Source organism: Nocardiopsis sp. iso_40 (assembly GCF_056173285.1).
Genome location: NZ_CM149666.1, coordinates 3,983,133 through 4,000,112 on the forward strand (window position 1 = coordinate 3,983,133; position 16,980 = coordinate 4,000,112).

16 protein-coding genes and 1 tRNA gene are annotated in these 16,980 nt (G+C 69.9%); 6 read left to right on the forward strand and 11 right to left on the reverse strand.

Features of this window, described 5'->3' with window-relative positions:
• Positions 1-113: 113 nt before the first annotated feature.
• Positions 114-947 (reverse strand): SDR family oxidoreductase, encoded by an 834-nt coding sequence (locus AC0VYD_RS17300; RefSeq protein ID WP_475476559.1) that lies wholly within the window; start codon positions 945-947, stop codon positions 114-116.
• 614 nt (positions 948-1,561) lie between these two features.
• The gene (locus AC0VYD_RS17305; protein WP_475480290.1) at positions 1,562-2,386 is read right to left on the reverse strand and encodes an AfsR/SARP family transcriptional regulator; all 825 of its coding nucleotides are present in this window, start codon (positions 2,384-2,386) and stop codon (positions 1,562-1,564) included.
• An 826-nt stretch (positions 2,387-3,212) separates the two neighbouring features.
• Here AC0VYD_RS17305 and AC0VYD_RS17310 point away from each other — a divergent pair.
• Positions 3,213-3,905 carry a hypothetical protein gene (locus AC0VYD_RS17310; protein ID WP_475476560.1) on the forward strand — a complete coding sequence of 231 codons (693 nt, stop codon included), beginning with the start codon at positions 3,213-3,215 and terminating at the stop codon, positions 3,903-3,905.
• Between the two features lie 494 nt (positions 3,906-4,399).
• On the forward strand, positions 4,400-5,218 hold the full coding sequence (locus tag AC0VYD_RS17315) for a hypothetical protein (RefSeq protein WP_475476561.1): 819 nt from the start codon (positions 4,400-4,402) through the stop codon (positions 5,216-5,218).
• Between the two features lie 69 nt (positions 5,219-5,287).
• Here the strand turns inward: AC0VYD_RS17315 and AC0VYD_RS17320 are convergent.
• Positions 5,288-5,361, reverse strand: a tRNA-Pro gene (locus tag AC0VYD_RS17320).
• A gap of 318 nt (positions 5,362-5,679) precedes the next feature.
• Between AC0VYD_RS17320 and AC0VYD_RS17325 the strand changes: the two genes are divergently transcribed.
• The 3 genes from AC0VYD_RS17325 to AC0VYD_RS17335 are packed head-to-tail and all read left to right on the forward strand — an operon-like array spanning position 5,680 to position 7,414.
• Positions 5,680-5,886 (forward strand): hypothetical protein, encoded by a 207-nt coding sequence (locus AC0VYD_RS17325; protein WP_475476562.1) that lies wholly within the window; start codon positions 5,680-5,682, stop codon positions 5,884-5,886.
• Complete coding sequence (locus AC0VYD_RS17330) at positions 5,883-6,857, forward strand: helix-turn-helix domain-containing protein (protein ID WP_475476563.1); 975 nt, start codon at positions 5,883-5,885, stop codon at positions 6,855-6,857. The genes AC0VYD_RS17325 and AC0VYD_RS17330 overlap by 4 nt, the downstream gene beginning before the upstream one ends.
• The gene (locus tag AC0VYD_RS17335; RefSeq protein ID WP_475476564.1) at positions 6,854-7,414 is read left to right on the forward strand and encodes a dihydrofolate reductase family protein; all 561 of its coding nucleotides are present in this window, start codon (positions 6,854-6,856) and stop codon (positions 7,412-7,414) included. The genes AC0VYD_RS17330 and AC0VYD_RS17335 overlap by 4 nt, the downstream gene beginning before the upstream one ends.
• A 60-nt stretch (positions 7,415-7,474) precedes the next feature.
• Here AC0VYD_RS17335 and AC0VYD_RS17340 read toward each other — a convergent pair whose 3' ends face one another.
• Positions 7,475-7,972, reverse strand: coding sequence for a 2-thiouracil desulfurase family protein (locus tag AC0VYD_RS17340; protein ID WP_475476565.1), 498 nt, complete (start codon positions 7,970-7,972; stop codon positions 7,475-7,477).
• A gap of 98 nt (positions 7,973-8,070) precedes the next feature.
• Here AC0VYD_RS17340 and AC0VYD_RS17345 point away from each other — a divergent pair, with 98 nt between their 5' ends.
• Entirely contained in the window at positions 8,071-9,525 is a 1,455-nt protein-coding gene (locus AC0VYD_RS17345) for an MFS transporter (RefSeq protein WP_475476566.1), read from the forward strand.
• Positions 9,526-9,595: 70 nt separating this feature from the next.
• Here the strand turns inward: AC0VYD_RS17345 and der are convergent, their stop codons facing one another.
• From der to AC0VYD_RS17380, 7 genes are all read right to left on the reverse strand, one after another.
• The gene (gene der / locus AC0VYD_RS17350; protein WP_475476567.1) at positions 9,596-11,035 is read right to left on the reverse strand and encodes a ribosome biogenesis GTPase Der; all 1,440 of its coding nucleotides are present in this window, start codon (positions 11,033-11,035) and stop codon (positions 9,596-9,598) included.
• Between the two features lie 200 nt (positions 11,036-11,235).
• Positions 11,236-11,925: a (d)CMP kinase gene (gene cmk, locus AC0VYD_RS17355; protein ID WP_475476568.1), complete on the reverse strand. Its 690-nt coding sequence runs from the start codon at positions 11,923-11,925 to the stop codon at positions 11,236-11,238.
• A gap of 128 nt (positions 11,926-12,053) precedes the next feature.
• Entirely contained in the window at positions 12,054-13,265 is a 1,212-nt protein-coding gene (locus tag AC0VYD_RS17360; RefSeq protein ID WP_475476569.1) for a prephenate dehydrogenase, read from the reverse strand.
• Positions 13,266-13,356: 91 nt separating this feature from the next.
• Positions 13,357-13,719, reverse strand: coding sequence for a chorismate mutase (aroH, locus tag AC0VYD_RS17365; protein ID WP_475476570.1), 363 nt, complete (start codon positions 13,717-13,719; stop codon positions 13,357-13,359).
• 112 nt (positions 13,720-13,831) lie between these two features.
• Positions 13,832-15,532, reverse strand: a complete 1,701-nt coding sequence (locus AC0VYD_RS17370; RefSeq protein WP_475476571.1) for a pseudouridine synthase — start codon at positions 15,530-15,532, stop codon at positions 13,832-13,834.
• The gene (gene scpB, locus AC0VYD_RS17375) at positions 15,519-16,109 is read right to left on the reverse strand and encodes an SMC-Scp complex subunit ScpB (protein WP_475476572.1); all 591 of its coding nucleotides are present in this window, start codon (positions 16,107-16,109) and stop codon (positions 15,519-15,521) included. The genes AC0VYD_RS17370 and scpB overlap by 14 nt, the downstream gene beginning before the upstream one ends.
• A complete protein-coding gene (locus AC0VYD_RS17380) occupies positions 16,106-16,957 on the reverse strand; it encodes a segregation and condensation protein A (RefSeq protein WP_475476573.1) in 852 nt (283 codons plus the stop codon). The genes scpB and AC0VYD_RS17380 overlap by 4 nt, the downstream gene beginning before the upstream one ends.
• Positions 16,958-16,980: the final 23 nt, after the last annotated feature.

The following is a 16,980-nucleotide window of genomic DNA, read 5'->3' on the forward strand; positions in this document are numbered from 1 at the left end:
GCCGGTTCAGAGGGGGTCCAGGCCGGCCGCGGTGCGCATGGGGCGGCGGGCCACGGGCGAAACGGGGAGGGGTACGACCTGGCCCGTCCGCGGCCCTCCTCGGACACCGCGTGTCAGTGGATGTGCTCCCCCAGACCGGGGTGGGCGACGTTGTGCTGGAACGGACGCACGGACATCCCCCCGTCCACCGGCAGCGTGACCCCGGTGATCCAGGAAGCCTGGGGCGACAGGAGGAACGCCACCGCCTCGGCCACGTCCTGCGGCTCCCCCATTCTCCGCATGGGGTAGCTCCTCTCCACCTGTTCGACGGGGATGCGGATGATCGAATCGGCGAACTCCGTCCTGATGAACCCCGGCGCGACCGCGTTCACGCGCACCCGGGGGGCGAGCTGCTCGGCCAGGTCCCCCGTCAACCGGTTGAGCGCGACCTTGGTCGCGGAGTAGGCGGGAAGCCGGATGCTCCCGAACGCCGCCGCGGTGGAGACGACCACGGCGGATCCGCCGTGCTCCCCCATCCAGCGCTGCCACGCCAGCTTCAGGTAGCCCAGGGCACCCAGGACGTTGGTCTCGAACATGTGGCCGAACATATCCAGGTCCAGCTCCACCGCCGGCGTCTGGCCGGCCGGGTTGATGCCGGTGTTGTAGACCAGCATGTCCAGACGCGAGAAGCGGTTCAGCACCTCCTCAACCGCCGCCTCCCGGTCCTGCTCCTTGCGGCTGTGGGCCCTCAGCCCCACCACCCTGCCGCCCGTCTTCTCCCGGATCTGCTCACAGGCCTCCCGGAGGGAATCCTCGTTCCTGCCGGTGACGGCCACGTCCGCTCCCCGAGCAGAGAGCGCGTGCGCCACCGAAAAGCCGATACCCCGGGAGCCCGAGACCACCAGTGCGGCCCTGCCGGCCAGGCTCCCCCTCTCGTGCCGGAGAGCGTCCGTGCTCGACTCGTCCATTCCAGTTCACTCCTTTCCTCTGCTCACTGTTCACCTCTGTCCACACGCATCCGCTACGGCGCCTCACGGGGCACCGCAACCGCGCAGGAGGACGCCCGCACCCCTATCGCGGCAGCGGTCGGCTTCCGGACCAGCGGGAAAACAGAACCCCTGCACGCAGCCGACTTCACCCAAAGGCATCGGAACAGCCACCGGTGAAACACAAAACCCTTTCACCCTTTCCTTGGTACACACACCGCATGACACAGGCGTCACCCCGGACTGACAGGGGGCTGATACGTGCTCCGGCCGATGCCTCCACCACCTTTCCGGCAGAGGAAAACGGTCACGGTGAGATTCCTGGGGGCCAGTTCCCCAGGTGGCCGAAGAAGGGGTTCGGAGGTTCTGGCCTCAATGCTGGAGGCCACGTCGGTCGGATAGCCTCCCCCAGAGACCTGTTACTGATCACCGAAAAGGGTTCCGCTTACGAACCCTTCGAACGATCACCGGTGCGACGGATCCGCACACTCGATCGCGCAACGAAGGGGGCGGGGAGGAACCATGCTCGTGTGCGGTCCTCGTCGTGCCTGCCGCACCACCTGGCAAGGACATCGCTATGACCCGTCAAACGCCCTCTACTCGGTGCGTTCCAGGATCCTGCGCATCTCGCGTTCGAGCACTGGAGACGGGTCCATGCCCAATTCCGCGGCCATACGCTCTCGTATCCGCTGATAGGCGTCCAGGGCGTCCTGTGCTCTCCCCAATCGGTCCAGCGCAATCATGAGTTGCGTACAGAGCCGCTCGTCCAAGGGGCGCTCCTCGACGAGTTGCTCCAGTAGGGGCACAAGGTCCGCGTACCGACCGCGATCGAGGTCGATCTCGACCAGACGGGTCAACGCCAGCGTTCGCTCGTGTTCGAGGCGACGGGCTTCTGCGTCGCGGATCACCCCTGGGGGAACGTCCTGCAAGGCGCGCCCCCGCCAACAGCGCAAGGCTTCCTGATAGCAGGTCGCGGCCTTGTCCAGATCCCGGTTCCGAGCCCGTTGGGCCTGGTTGCACAAAGAGCGGAACCGGTCCGTGTCGACGGCCCCCTGCGGTGCTTCCAGCCGATATCCAGGATAGTGCGAGTCAACGCGCACCGATGGCGTACTGCCCGCGGAGAACAACTCTATGGTTCTCCTGAGGCGTGACACCTGCGCGTGCAGGGCATTCGGTCCGCTGGCTGGCGGTACATCCTGCCAGAGTTCCTGGAAGAGCACACTACTGGGAACCGTCTGTCCTCGATTGACGAGGAGAGCACAAAGAAGGCTCCGTTGGAGCGGACCGGCAAGCAAGGAGCTACCGTTCGGACCTTGTATAAGGATGTCACCGAGCACGGAAAACGTGACCAAAATTACTCCATCGAAGCAGGACCCCCAGCTAGAGGCTTGTTGGTCCTCCAGCTCCTTGCTCGGTCGCATGGGCGCAATCGGACATTCACGGTGCCTGTTACCGGCAGATAAGCCATACCCGGCAAAACGCGGGGTAATCACGCATGAACAACAACGTGCGCCGAGCTTTACACCGACGGATGCGTCGAGAAAGAGATACGCGTACACCGGCCTCCTCACAGACACCCATGTGTCCCACGAGGATGAGGTGACGGAGCCGCACTGCACAGGACGCCGTCTTCCACGCAGGTGATTACGCGCCTCCGCCACGGTGACACGAGACCGCGAGGCGGGTTCGGAGTTCCACCGAGAGATACTTGCCGCTCGTCTCTCCGCTCCGAGCGGGTCCACCTCTCCCAGCACGCCAGCACCCGTGGATGACAGGACCGTCAGCCGTGCCGGAGCGGGGTTCTCCAGGCGACGTGCCAGGGGTCGTGTCCCGGCCCCCGACAGAACGGTTCCTCCCCGTGGAAGCGGACGGACACAAGCGAGCACTGACGCGTGCGCCCTCACCGCGCCATGAGGGCAGTGCGGCGAAGCCCATGACCGGTGCACGCGGGAGGTCGTCCCGCTCCACGTCGCGGGAAGGCAGGGGCGGCCCTCTCCACGGTCCTGTCCGAATCCGCGGACGACGGCACCCCGGTGAGGTCTTCCAGGAATCTGTCTATCCCCACGGAAGTACTCCTTGGCCAGGAAAACTTTTCCGAAGCAATCCGACCCTCGAACCAAAAAGCAACAGCCCCCAGCACCCTCCTGCCAGCGACGCAAGGAGTACGTCAGGAGAGCGTCAGCACCACATAAGCCGAGTACGCGAAAGTAGCCCGAGAAAGATCCCAGCGAGAGACATGGAGGTACTGTGTTCACTGATTTCTCACAGACTCCGCTCGCAGGCGAGGCGGTCGCCGAACTCCGGAAGCTTGCCAGGAACGATCCCGTGGGCAACCGGTTCCTGGAGTCGCTGAGGGAGAACCGCGCCACCACGGAGAACTTCCGCAGGCTGGTGGGTGTCACCCACAAGTGCCATCCCGCCGAGATCACCGGATTCGCCACAGTGATGTCCCGGTTCCCCAGCAAGCAGAACGTCGCCTTCCTCTGTGACATGGTGCTTTTGATCAATCGTGCGCGCCCCAAACTCCGCCGTGTGATCGAAGCGTTCGGAATGACTGAGGAGGATGTCCGGAACTGGCCCCCGGACCACCTCGTATACGAGGTTCCGGGGTTCTGGGAAAGAGCCGCACTGTTGGGAAACCAGTCGCAAACGGCACTGGCCCTGTACTGGGACATGGTGAACTACTTCCCCGACAGCGACGAGATGCTCCGGTTGCTCGGGGAGTCGTCTCTGGAGGTGATCGAGGAGGTCGCCTGGTACTACGGGGGAGGCCAGTCCGACGGGCTCGAGTTCCAGGCCCTACTGGCAGCCGAGGAGGGCCTTGCGCGAGGCGAGCCCGTGGACGGGGCCGTGATCGCTGCACGAAGGATGGAGGAGGCGATCGCCGCCTACTGGCACGCGGCGGCCCGCTCCGCCGATGACGCCGAGAGCGACTCCTGACCGGCGAACCCGAGCTCGCAGATCCGGCGGCCGCCGGTTCGGACCCTGCTCTCTCCTGACGGCCCCGGGTCAGTCGCCCACCTGGTCCCCGCGGACATCGGAGACCGATCAGGCCGTGCCCGGGATCAGTGAGGACCGGCCCCTGGTCACACCCCGGACCACTCCAGACGGAAGCCTACGCAACTGCTCTCCACAAACAGGAACGGCCCTGGGAGAACCCCCGTGCCGCACAGCGGACACTCGGATTCCGCAAGGTCCGGGGGCGCTGCTGAACAGCGCTGGCCACCCGCCGCTCCGGTTCGTGCTGATCGAACTCCTCCTTCACATTCCCATGTGCACCCTCTGTGAAAAGCGATATCGCCACGACGGCATGAAACCACACCGACCTGACACGGCCGACCCGGTGTGCCACACCCGCCAGATGCCCCTCTGCAATGGGGAAAATCCCGTTCACGTTCCTTTTTCGTTTTCTCGTTAACAGAAAGGACTATGTCATGGACATTTCCTCGCGAATCTGCGTCTCACCTCCGTACCGGGCACTGGACGGGATCTCCTCCCCGACACCCGGATGCGCCACGGCGTCGTTCTCCCCGGAGTTCCCTTCCGCGGCCGAAGAGCCGGTCTCGATCATCGAGGCGGCTCGGCATCTGCCCATCATGGGGCTGTGCGCGGCCGCCACGACGGCCGGCCCGGGCCGTCGTTACTACCTGGCGCGCAGGGCCAGGCTGCGTCGCCTGACCCCGCCAGCACCGGGAGCGCCGCAGCGGGTCCTGCGCACGACGGCTCTGGGAGGCATCAACAGACCGGGCTCGGCCTCGGCCGCCGCCTTCCTCCACGACTCCGACCACACGACCCTGTTCGACCTGCACTGCGACTACGTAGTCCTCGACGAGAAGAGCTTCGCGCGCACCTTCGAGCACCTGGCCGACTCCTCCACCCGGCAGACGGCCTCCTCTCCCTACCGCTCGCCTTTGCGGCTGGACGATGTGTCGGTGTCCGGAACACAGGCACAGGCGGAAGTGAACCTGCGGGCCGAACAGTGCGCGGGCCATTTCTCCGGGTTTCCCGCCGTTCCGCTCGCCTACCTGCTGACGGCTCTGGTCGGTCTGGCCGAGCGCCTGATGGAGGACCCCGAGAACACCGGTCCACCGTTCCGGGTCGAACTGCTCCAGGCCGACACACTGTTGGCACCCGGGGTTCCGATCGTGCTGCGGGCCCACCGGCAGGAGGACCATCGGGTGCTCCTGAGCGCGGGTCACGGTGGGGACGAAACGGTCATGGTCTCCATAGCCTTCAGCAGGACCAGCACGTGAGCGAGGTGCCGGATATGCAAAAAGAGGCCCGCCGACCGGCGAACCTCTCCCTGACCTACTATTGCTCTGTCGGGACGGCGGGATTTGAACCCACGACCCCTTGACCCCCAGTCAAGTGCGCTACCAAACTGCGCTACGTCCCGGCCGTTGGGCGACACCGTCTCCGGCCCCGCCAACGGGGATGACTCTACCGCATCTTCCGGGCCTTTCGCACACGGTTCGCACCCCCGGCAGCCGCTGGGGCCCGGCCCCGGCGGTGGTCGCGGGGTGGACTCCGGGAGCTCCCGAACCGACCGCAGAGTTTGACTTGATCGGTACAGAACGTGCTGCCGTCGCCCCAGGGGAAGAGCGTGCCAGTTCGACGAGGAGCGTGTGGTCCGGGCCGCCTACGGCGGCGCGACCATGGTCGGCAACACCGTCGTCGGCCGCCAGGCCATGTCCCCACCATCACCCTGGGGGTCGTGTTCGGTTCCTGGTTCGGCGGCATGGGGGTGCACGCCCTCGGGCTGCGCGGACCGCTGTGGGTGGGGACGGCCCTGGCGCTGCTCGCGCTGGCGGCGATGGTCCCGCCCGCGCTCAGGGCGGCCCGGGTCGGTCAGGAGGCCGCCGACACTGCGCAAGAACGGTCAAGCGGCGGCGAGGGGCCCGAGAACATACTGGTCCCATGACCGACTCCACCACCGAGCCCTCCTCCGGGCGCGACCGCCTGCGTGAACTGCTCGACGCGGTCCTGGACGAGGACAACGCCCGACTGAGCGAGATGGCGGGGCAGGCCCACGCCTCGCCCTTCCATTTCAGCCGCCTCTTCGCCCGGGACACCGGCGAGTCCCCGGTGGCACTGCGCCGCCGGGTCCTGCTGGAACGCGCGGCCTGGCAGATCGGCCAGGGCACCAGCGTCACCGACGCGGCGTTCGCGGCCGGCTACGGGTCGGTGGAGGGGTTCACGCGGGCCTTCGCGCGCGCCTTCGGTCATCCGCCCAGCGCCACCACGTCGGGCAGCGGCAGATGGCTGCCCGCCCCCAACGGCGTCCACTTCCACCCGCCGATCCACCTGTGGGTGGAGGAGAACCCGAGGGGACGGCCCGGCATGGACCTGACCGCGCTCCAGACCCACCACGACGTCGACGACACGGCCCGGCTCATCGCCCTGGCGGCGGACCTGCCGGAACAGGACTACCGGAGGGTCTGGGAGCCCGGCCGGACCGTTCTGGCCTGGGACGGCCCGGAGGGGTCGATCGCGGCCTCCCTGGACCGGCTGGTGCGGTCCAAGGAGGTCTGGCTGGCCTCCGTCGGCGGCGAGGACTTCCCCGGGCAGGGGCCCGACGACCCGGCCTCACTCCGAGCCAGGCACGAGGTGGCGGGGGCGCGCTGGATCGCCGCCGTCGACGACATCGGGCGGCGGAACGCCTGGGGCGACCGGCTCATCGACGCCCTGTGCGACCCGCCGGAGAGCTTCCTGCTCGGCGGGGTGGTCGCGCACGTGCTCACCTACTCCGCGCACCGCAGGCAGAGCGTTCGCCACATGCTGCGCGCGGCGGGGGTCGAGGTGGGCCACGGCGACCCGCTGGAGTGGTTGCAGGAACGGCACGGGGCACCGAACCGGCACCGGACACCGAACGAACGGGGAGACACGACATGAGCAGGACCGTCTACGAGACCGCCACCAGCCTGGACGGTTTCATCGCCGACCAGGACAACTCACTGGAGTGGCTGTTCGCCGTGGAGAGCGATCCGGAAAGCGAGGGACACGGCGAGGCCCTTGACAGGACCGAGGAGTTCATCAGGGGCGCGGGGGCGATCGTGATGGGGGCGACCACCTACGAGTGGATCCACGAACACGAGGGCGGCAAGCCCTGGCCGTACCAGGCCCCCACCTGGGTACTCACCCACCGGAAACTCCCCCGGGTCGAGGGCGACCTCCACTTCACCAGCGCCGACACCGACCAGGAACTGCGGGACCTGCACGCGGAGATGGCCGAGGCCGCCGACGGCCGCGACATCTGGGTGGTCGGCGGCGGACGGATCGCCGCCGACCTGGCCCGGTTGGGGCTGCTGGACGAGGTGTCGGTCTCCGTCGCACCGGTCAGCCTGGGCGGCGGCGCTCCCCTGCTCGACGGGCGGGTCCGGTTGAAGCCGCTGGAGGCCAGGCTCGCGGGTCCCTTCGCCTGCCTGCGCTACGCGGTCGTCAGGGACTGACGCCCCGAACCGTGCCCCGGGGCGCCGCAACGGCGTCCCGGGGCGTGTCCTCCGCGCGGTTCAGCCCGCTTCCAGAACCCTCATCCGCTCCGCGGCCTGCGCGACCTCGTTCTCGTTGAACACGGCCACCCCGTGCTCACGGAGCAGGTACGCGGTCACACCCTCCCCCGGCACCTTGCGCCCCTCGAAGGTCCCGTCGTACACCTCGTGCAGCCCGCAGGAGGGGCTGGACTCCTTGAGCAGCGCCATCACCACCCCCTGGGAACGGGCGGTGGCCAGCGCCGAACGCGCACCGGACACGAAGGGACCCGTCACGTCCGCGCCCTCGGGGGTGAGGATGCGCGCCCGACCGGCGAGCACGTCGGCGGCGTCTGCGCCCGGTTCGATCTCCGCGGGCGGCCGGGGCACCGGCAGGCCGCCGGCGATCTCGGGGCAGTGCACGACGAGGCGCCCCTCCTCCCGCCAGCGGGTGACCGTGTCGTCCCCCACCGGTTTCGCCTGGCCGTCGTAACGGACCCTGCGACCCATCAGGCAGGCACTGACCAGCACTTTTCGCATGCCGCCAGGATACCGCCGGACACTGCGGCCACATCCCACGGATTCAGCACCCGGAGTGCTTACCTATGTGCACCAGGTGAGAGCGCCGAGGGAGAGACGTGAGCGACAACCAACCAGAGGGCCAGCGGGTCCTGCGAACCGAGCACCGGGTCACCCGCAAGGCCGTCACGGCCGCCGCGATCGGCAACGCGACCGAGTGGTACGACTTCGGTGTCTACAGCTACCTCGCGGTCACGATCGGGCTGGTCTTCTACCCGTCCCAGGCCGCGGGCGTCCAACTCATCGCCACGTTCACCACGTTCGCGGCGGCCTTCCTGGTCCGTCCGCTCGGCGGCATGTTCTTCGGCCCGCTCGGCGACCGGATCGGCCGCAAGCAGGTGCTGGCGTTCACGATGCTGCTCATGGCGGCGAGCACCTTCTCGATCGGGCTCATCCCCTCGGCCGCGACCATCGGCATCGCGGCACCGGTCCTGCTACTGGTCGCCCGGATGCTCCAGGGCTTCTCCACCGGCGGCGAGTACGGCGGGGCCACCACCTTCATCGCCGAGTACGCACCGGACCGGCGACGGGGCTTCCTCGCCTCCTGGCTGGAGTTCGGCACCGTCAGCGGCTACGTGGGCGGGGCCGCCGTCGTCACGGTCATGACCCTGCTGCTGGGCGGCGACGCGATGACCGCCTGGGGTTGGCGCGTTCCGTTCCTGCTGGCCCTGCCGCTCGGCGCCGTCGGCCTCTACCTCCGGCTGAAGCTGGAGGACACCCCGGTCTTCAACGAGAACACCGACGGATTCGCCAAGGACTCCGCGGGGAAACGCCGCAGGGGACAGCTCAGGGAGACCGTCGTGGGCCAGTGGCGCACCCTCCTGCTGTGCATCGGCCTCGTCCTGGTCTTCAACGTCAACAACTACATGGTCACCGCCTACCTGCCCACCTACCTGGAGGCCGAACTGGGGTACTCGACCGCCCTGGCCCTGGTGGTGGCCCTGGGCGCCATGGCGTTCATGCTGGCGACGGTGACCCTGTTCGGGCGGCTGAGTGACAGGGTCGGCCGCCGACCGGTCCTGCTCTCCGGCAGCATCTGCGCGATCGTGCTGTCGCTGCCCGCCTTCTGGCTGGTCCAACAGGGCAGCCCGTGGGTCGCGTCCCTGGGCGTGGTGGTCCTGGCCCTGACCCTCGTGCACTTCTCCGGTGCCGCGCCCGCCTCGCTCCCGGCGTTCTTCCCCACCAAGGTCCGTTACGGCTCCCTGGCCATCAGCTTCAACATCTCGGTGGCCCTGTTCGGCGGTACCACACCGCTGGTCGCCGAGTCGCTGGTGCAGTCCACCGGAAACCTGTACTCGCCCGCCTGGCTGGTGATGGCCGCCGGGGCTGTCGGTGTCCTGGTGGTCTGGCGGATGCGGGAGAGCGCCGGGAAACCGCTGCCGGGCGCACCGGCCATCCCGGTTCCCGAACGCGACCCCGCGACCGTGGGAGGCCCGCCCCGCCCCCGCAGGGGCGACGGCTCGGGCTGGAGTATCCGCGGCAGCAACGTCCGCCGCCTGCCCTCCGGCCCCTGAACGGGACCGGGGCACGGACCGGAACCCGAGCACACGCCGGAGGGGCGCCCCTCCGGTTCGGGACCCGTGCCTACTTCCGGCGGCCACCGCCGCCGCGCGGCTTGCGGTCCGGACGCACACTGCCCTTCGAGGCGCGGCCCACGCCCGCGTTCTTCTTCTCGCGGATGCGCATGCTGATGTGCACCGGAGTCCCCTCGAAACCGAAGTCCTCGCGCAGGCGCCGCTCGATGAAGCGGCGGTAGTTCTCCTCGAGGAACCCGGTCGTGAACAGGATGAAGTGCGGCGGACGCGCACCGGCCTGGGTCGCGAACAGGATCTTGGGCTGCTTGCCGCCGCGCACCGGCGGCGGGGTGGCCGCCACCAGCTCCTTGAGCCAGTTGTTGAGCTGACCCGTGGAGATGCGCTGGTTCCAACCGGAAAGGCTGGTCTCGATCGCCGGGACGAGCCGCTCCATGTGGCGGCCGGTGGCCGCGGAGATGTTCACCCGCGGCGCCCAGGAGACCCGCGCCAGCTGGCGGTCGATCTCCTTCTCCAGGTAGATCCGGCGCTCGTCGTCGAGGATGTCCCACTTGTTGAACGCCAGGACCAGACCGCGGCCGGACTCGACGACCTGCTCCACGACCCGGATGTCCTGCTCGGCGAGCGGCTCGCTGACGTCCATCAGCACCACGGCCACCTCGGCCCGCTCCAGGGCGGTGCCGGTACGCATGGTCGCGTAGTAGTCGGCGCCCTGGAGCGCGCGGAACCGGCGGCGGATACCGGCGGTGTCGATGAACTTCCAGGTCTTGCCGCCCAGCTCGATGAGCTCGTCGACGGCGTCACGGGTGGTGCCCGCGACCGAGTCCACGACCACCCGGTCCTCACCGGCGAGCCGGTTCAGCAGGCTGGACTTGCCCACGTTCGGACGACCAAGCAGGGCGATCCGGGACGGGCCGTCCTCCTCGTCCTCCTCCGCGTCGCCCACGGGCGTCTCGGGGAAGGAGTCCACGATGGCGTCCAGCATGTCGCCGGTGCCGCGGCCGTGCAGGGCACTGATCGGGTAGGGCTGCCCCATGCCGAGGTTCCACAGGTCGAGCGCGTCGGCCTCCTGGCCCTCGCCGTCGACCTTGTTGGCAGCCAGCACGACGGGCCGTTTGGTGGAGCGCAGCACGCGGGTGACGGCGGCGTCGGCGTCGGCGATGCCGACGGTCGCGTCGACCACGAACAGGATGACGTCGGCGGTCTGCGCGGCGTACTCGGCCTGCCGGGCGACCATCGCGGCCAGGCCGCTGACGCTGGTCTCCCAACCGCCGGTGTCCACCAGCGTGAAGCGGTGGTTCTGCCACTCGGCGTCGTAGGCCACCCGGTCACGGGTCACCCCCGGCACGTCCTCGACCACGGCCTCGCGGCGGCCGAGGATCCGGTTGACCAGACTGGACTTGCCGACGTTGGGGCGACCGACGACGGCGACGACGGGCAACGCCGTCTCCTCGCCCTCGGGGCCCGTGTCGACCACGTCGAACTCACTCATGTACTCGTACTCCCGGTTCTGGGTCCCCACGCGCCCAGGATGCGTACCGCGGGGATGCGAAAGGATTCGACGCGATCGCCACGTGAATCACCACGGGCGCCGCTGAGGGCGCCCGCGTCCTGCCACGGAGGGCAACCCCCGTGGATGTTCCTGTGTTCCCCCGAAGGGGAGGGTGTGGCCGGTTCCTCCCTGCGGAGGACCTATCCGTTCCCGGCCTCGTCGGCCAGCTTGACGACCAGGGCGACGACCTCGTCCAGGTTCAGGCCCGTGGTGTCGAGCTCGGTGGCGTCGGCGGTCTGCGTCAGCGGCGAGTGGGACCGGCTGGAGTCCAGCATGTCGCGGCGGGCCAGGTCGGCCTGGGTCCCGGCGATGTCCCCGGTCCGGACCTCCTTGCTGCGGCGCTGGGCGCGCGCCTCGGCGCTGGCGGTCAGGAACAGCTTGACCGGTGCCTGGGGGGCGACCACGGTCGTGATGTCACGGCCTTCCACGACGATACCCGCGGACTCGTTCCGGGCGGCCTCGATGATCTCGCGCTGGGTCCGCACCAGCAGAGCGCGCGCCTCGGGCACCGCCGAAACGGCGCTCACGTTGCTGGTGACCTCCTTGCCGCGGATCTCGGCGGCCACGTCGCGGCCGTCCACCGCCACCGTGGGGGCGGAGGGGTCGGTGCCCATGGTGATCACGGGGCGCTCGACGTTGGCGGCCACCGCGGCGGCGTCGTCGACGTCCACCCCGTTGTCCAGCATCCACCAGGTGAGGGCCCGGTACATGGCTCCGGTGTCGAGGTAGCGCAGTTCCCGCGCCTTGGCGACACCCTTGGCCGTGCTCGACTTGCCCGACCCGGAGGGACCGTCGATGGCGATGACGATTCCCTTGCCCTGCGCGCTCACTACTGCTGACTCCCTCACTCCGGACGGATGACACCGTCACTGCCGACGCCTCAGCCTACCTTCGCACGCGGGGCCGTCGCGCCGCGCGCCCGTCCGCGCGAGGAGCCGCACCGCGCCAGGGAGCGTGCTCAGGCGCCCGGGTGCACCGACCAGCCGTCGGCCGACAGGGCCGCGGCGAGGGTGTCCACGGCCTCCGGAAGCACGTACAGCTCGGCCACACCCAACGGCAGCCCCGGGGAGTGCTCGATCCGCACGTCCTCGATGTTGACTCCGGCCGTGGCGGCCGCAGCGAACAGGCGGCCCAGCGCACCGGGCTCGTCCGGGATGACGACCGGGATCACCGTGTACACGGGGCGGCGGACCGCACCGTGCTTGCCGGGGATGCGGCCGTGTCCGGAACGCCCCCGGGCCAACAGGTCGCGGACCGGCTCAAGGCCGTCGTCGCCCCCGCTCCCGGCACCGTCCCGGGAGGGGGTTCCGGTCCCGGCCGGAGCCCGGCCGGGCGGATCGGCGGGGGTTCGGGCGGACCAGGTGCGCAGCGCCTCGGCGGTGGCCGCCAGGTCCGCGGCCGTCTCGCGCAGCACCTCGGCCACCGGCCCCGCGTTGTGGGTGAGGATCTCCGTCCACATGGCCGGGTCCCCGCCGGCGATACGGGTGACGTCGCGCACCCCCTGACCGGCCAGGGTCAGTGCGGCCTCGTCCCCGGCCAGCAGCCGGGCGGCCACCGCGGAGGAGGCCACGTGCGGGGCGTGTGAGACCAGGGCCACCGCGCGGTCGTGCGCGCCCGCCTCCAGCACCAGCGGATCGGCCCCGCACAGGCGGGCCAGTTCGGCCACCGCGGCCACGGAACCGGCGTCGGCGTCGGCGGTGGGGCACAGCGCCCAGGACCGGCCCAGGAACAGGTCGGCGCGGGCGGCACCCGGGCCGTGCTTCTCCCGACCGCCCATCGGGTGCCCGGCCACGAAGGCCGTCATGTCGCAACCGAGCCGCTCGGCACCCGCCACCACACTCGCCTTGACACTGGCAGCGTCGGTGTACACCTGGGCCAGCTTCCGGTCCTGGGCGTCGCGCAGCACCGCCGGGATGACGGCGGGGGGCGCGGCGATCACCGCGATGTCCGCGGGAGAGCTCTCCGCGGCCCCGTCCAGGGGGCGCCCGGCACCGAGGTCGCAGGCCAACCGCAGGGAGGCCGGGTCAGGGTCGGTGAGGGTGACGTCGACACCACGGGCGCGCAGGGCCAGGGCGATCGACGTGCCGATCAGACCGCTGCCGACCACCGTGACCCGACGCAGGTCCGTCCGCCTCGCTCCGGCGCCGTCCGCGCCACCGCTACCACTCACTGCTCCCCCGACCCTGCCGTGTGCCTGTCCTCCAGACTACGGCCCCCGCGGCCCGGCGGCCCCGGAGCCGCCGCCTGCCGCAACGCCGCACCTACTGGGCGATGTCCAGGCGCAGCGCCTGCGCCCCGCGCAGGTAGACGTGCTGGACGTCGGCGCGCGCACGGTCGGTGTCCACGTGCGCCATGAGCCGCACCACACGCGGCAGGGCGTGCGGGACGGCGATCTCGGTGGCGCACATCAGCGGAACGTCGGCGAAACCGACCTTGCGCGCGGCCAGCGCGGGGAACTCACTGGTCAGGTCGGGGGTGGCGGTGAACACCACACTGATCACGTCGTCCGTGGTGAGTTCGTTGCGCCGCATCACCTCCCCGACCAGTTCGGCCGTGGCCTCCAGCACCTGCTCGCGTTCGTCCGCGTCGACCTGCACCGCACCGCGGATGGCCCGTACCGCCACGTTCGATCCCGCCTTGTCGTCGTCAACCCTGCCGCCCCGGAGAAGAGGAAACGGCGGCCGCTCCCCCGTCCGGGGTGCGACCGCCGTCAACTGTATCCACAGCCCCGCGTGGTTACAGGCCCGCCACCTTGTACAGCTCACCGATCTCACGCGAGCTGAGCGCGCGCATCGTGCCCAGCCGCAGGGTGTTGAGGTCGATCGGGCCGACCTGGGTGCGCGCCAGGTCCGTGACCGGGTGGCCGACCTCCTCCATGAGGCGGCGCACGATGTGCTTGCGCCCCTCGTGCAGGCGGATCTCCACCATGGCCTGGGCCTCGTCGTTGTCGACCACGCGGAAGGAGTCGACCTTCACCGGGCCGTCCTCCAGCTCCACGCCCTTCTGGATCCGGCGCACCACACGGTGCGGAACCGGCCCCGGGACCTTCGCGACGTAGGTCTTGACGACCTTGTAGCGCGGGTGCGTGAGCCGGTTGGCGAGGTCCCCGTCGTTGGTCAGCAGGATGAGACCCTCGGTCTCGGTGTCCAGCCGGCCCACGTGGAAGATGCGCTCCTCGGTCTGACCGGCGTAGTCGGCCAGGGTCGGACGGCCCTGCGGGTCCCACATGGTGCTGACCACACCGCGCGGCTTGTTCAGCGCGAAGTACAGCTTGTCCGGGGCGGTGACCACGCGCATGTCGTCGACACGGATCTCGGAGACCTCCGGGTCGACGCGGGCGCCGAAGCGCCGCACGACCTGACCGTCCACGCTCACCCGGCCGGCCGCGATCATCTCCTCGCTGGCCCGGCGGCTGGCGACACCGGCCGCGGCCAGCGCCTTCTGGAGCCGGATGCCCCCCGGAACGTCGGTGTAGGTGTCACGGGGGTCACCGCTGTGGCGGTCCTCGTCGCGCGGGTTGTAGTCCGCCCGCAGGGCGTTGAGGCGCTCACGGGCCGCCTTGGAGAGCTGGCTCTCGCTCTTGGCGTCCCTGACCGGAGCGTGGTCGCGGCGCGCCGGGCGCTGGTCGGGGTCTCGGCCCTGGTCACGGCGCAGCCGGTCGTCCCGACCCTGCGGACGGCCGCCGCGGTTGTCGTCCCGGCGCTGGTAGCCGCCACCGCGCTTGTCACCGCCCTGCATCCGACGGCCCTGGGCGTCACGGCGGGGACGGCCGTCCCCGCCCTGGTAGCCACCGCCACGGTTGTCGTCACGGCCCTGCGGGCGGCGGTCGCGGTCGTCACGGCGGGGACGGTCGTCGCGGCGCTCGAAGGAACGGCCGCCACGGTCATCACGCCCCTGGGGACGCCGGTCGCGGTCGTCGCGGTCGAAACGGCCACCACCACGGCGGTCGTCACGCCCCTGACCCTGGTAACCACCACGGCCGCGGTCATCACGCCGCGGACGGTCATCACGATCACGGTCGCCCCGGTACCCGCCGCGGTTGTCGTCACGGCCCTTGAAGCCGCCACCACGCCGGTCGTCACGGACCTGGGGGCGGCGGTCGCGGTCGTCACGCCCCTGACCCTGATAGCCGCCACGGCCCCGGTCGTCACGCCCCTGACCCTGGTAACCACCACGGCCCCGGTCGTCACGGCCTTGGTAGCCGCCACCACGCCGGTCGCGGTGGTCCCGGCCACCGCGGTTGTCGTCACGGCCCTGGTAGCCGCCCCGGCCCCGGTCGTCACGGCGGGGACCGTCACCGCGCCCCTGGGGGCGCCGGTCGTCCCTGCTTCGGTCGTCGCGGTGGCCTCGGCCTCCGCGGTTGTTGTAGTCGCCGCGCTCACCGCGCGGTGCGTCGTCCCGCTCACCACGGGAACGTTCGTTGTTAGGTGTGCTCACCGGTGTCGTCAAGACCTTCGATGTCGTCGGGGAGGAACGGCGCCAGATCAGGCAGCTCGTCAAGGCCGCGCAGGCCCAGCCGTTCCAGGAAATAGGAAGTGGTCCGATACAGCAGAGCACCGGACTCGGAGTCGTGTCCGGCCTCTTCGATCAGGCCCCTCAGTACGAGGGTACGCATAACCCCGTCGCAGTTGACCCCGCGTACGGCGGAGACCCTGCCACGTGAGACCGGTTGGCGGTAGGCGACGACGGCCATCGTCTCGAGTGCGGCCTGGGTGAGCCGCACCTCCTGCCCCTCCCGGAGGAAGTGCTCGACGATGTCGGCGCACTCGGGCCGCGTGTACACACGCCACCCGTCGGCCACCGCCCGTAGGTCGAAACCACGGCCCTGCTCGGTGTATTCCCGGGAGAGCTCCTCCAGGGTCCGGGTGACGGTTTCCACCGGTACGTCCATGGCGCGGGCCAGGTCGTACTCGGACACCGGCTGGTCGACCACCATCAGCACGGCCTCCAGGTCGCGGCGCAGGGCCGGCGGGGCCGGAGCCCCGCCCGCGTCCGCGGTCTGCTCTGCGGTCATGGCTGCTCCCCCGGCGTCGTGTCGGCGGTCGGTGCCGCCTCGTCGTAGTCGGACTCCAGCTCGACGTCCCCGTCGCCACCGGTCCAGGTGACGGTCAGTTCGCCCAGCGGCTCGGGCTGGTCGAAGCCCACGTTCGAGGCCCGGTACAGCTCCAGCAGGGCCAGGAACCTGGCGACGACCTCGAAGGTACCGGTGCACTCGACCGTCAGCTGCGCGAACGTCAACCGGCCGTGTTCGCGCAACTCGGCCACCATCAGCTCACCCTGCTCCTTCACGGAGGTCTTGGTGAGGTGGATGTGGGTGACCGAGACGCTCGGCGGCTCCTTCGGGGTGAACACCATGCCGGCCAGAGCCGCGAACTCCTGGGGCCCGAGTTTGAACAGCACGTCCGGGCGCATCCCGGCGAACCGCTCCTCCAGCGGCACCGCCCGCGCGTACCGGCGGCCCTGGGTGGCCAACCGCTCCCGCATGAAGGAGGCGACCTCCTTGTAGGCCCGGTACTGGAGTAGTCGGGCGAACAGCAGGTCACGGGCTTCGAGCAGGGCAAGATCGGCCTCGTCCTCAACGTCCCCGCGCGGGAGGAGCCGGGCGGCCTTGAGGTCGAGCAGGGTGGCCGCGACCAGCAGGAAGTTACTGGCCTGGTCCAGGTCCCAGTCGTCACCGAACGCGCGGATGTGCGCGATGAACTCGTCGGTGACCTTCGACAGCGATACTTCGGTGATGTCCAGCTTGTGCTTGGAGATCAGCCCGAGGAGAAGGTCGAAGGGCCCCTCGAAGTTGTCCAGGTGCACCTGGAAACCAGCATCTTCGCTGGTGGAGGGGTCTTCCTCGGAGGACTCGGCGCTCATGGAACCAGCTTCCCAGCTCAGTC

Coding starts and splice junctions, on each gene's coding strand:
- AC0VYD_RS17300 (WP_475476559.1), bottom strand. CDS start 947: ATGGACGAGTCGAGCACGGACGCTCTCCGGCACGAGAGGGGGAGCCTG.
- AC0VYD_RS17305 (WP_475480290.1), bottom strand. CDS start 2,386: ATGCGACCGAGCAAGGAGCTGGAGGACCAACAAGCCTCTAGCTGGGGG.
- AC0VYD_RS17315 (WP_475476561.1), top strand. CDS start 4,400: ATGGACATTTCCTCGCGAATCTGCGTCTCACCTCCGTACCGGGCACTG.
- AC0VYD_RS17330 (WP_475476563.1), top strand. CDS start 5,883: ATGACCGACTCCACCACCGAGCCCTCCTCCGGGCGCGACCGCCTGCGT.
- AC0VYD_RS17335 (WP_475476564.1), top strand. CDS start 6,854: ATGAGCAGGACCGTCTACGAGACCGCCACCAGCCTGGACGGTTTCATC.
- AC0VYD_RS17340 (WP_475476565.1), bottom strand. CDS start 7,972: ATGCGAAAAGTGCTGGTCAGTGCCTGCCTGATGGGTCGCAGGGTCCGT.
- der (WP_475476567.1), bottom strand. CDS start 11,035: ATGAGTGAGTTCGACGTGGTCGACACGGGCCCCGAGGGCGAGGAGACG.
- scpB (WP_475476572.1), bottom strand. CDS start 16,109: ATGACCGCAGAGCAGACCGCGGACGCGGGCGGGGCTCCGGCCCCGCCG.
- AC0VYD_RS17380 (WP_475476573.1), bottom strand. CDS start 16,957: ATGAGCGCCGAGTCCTCCGAGGAAGACCCCTCCACCAGCGAAGATGCT.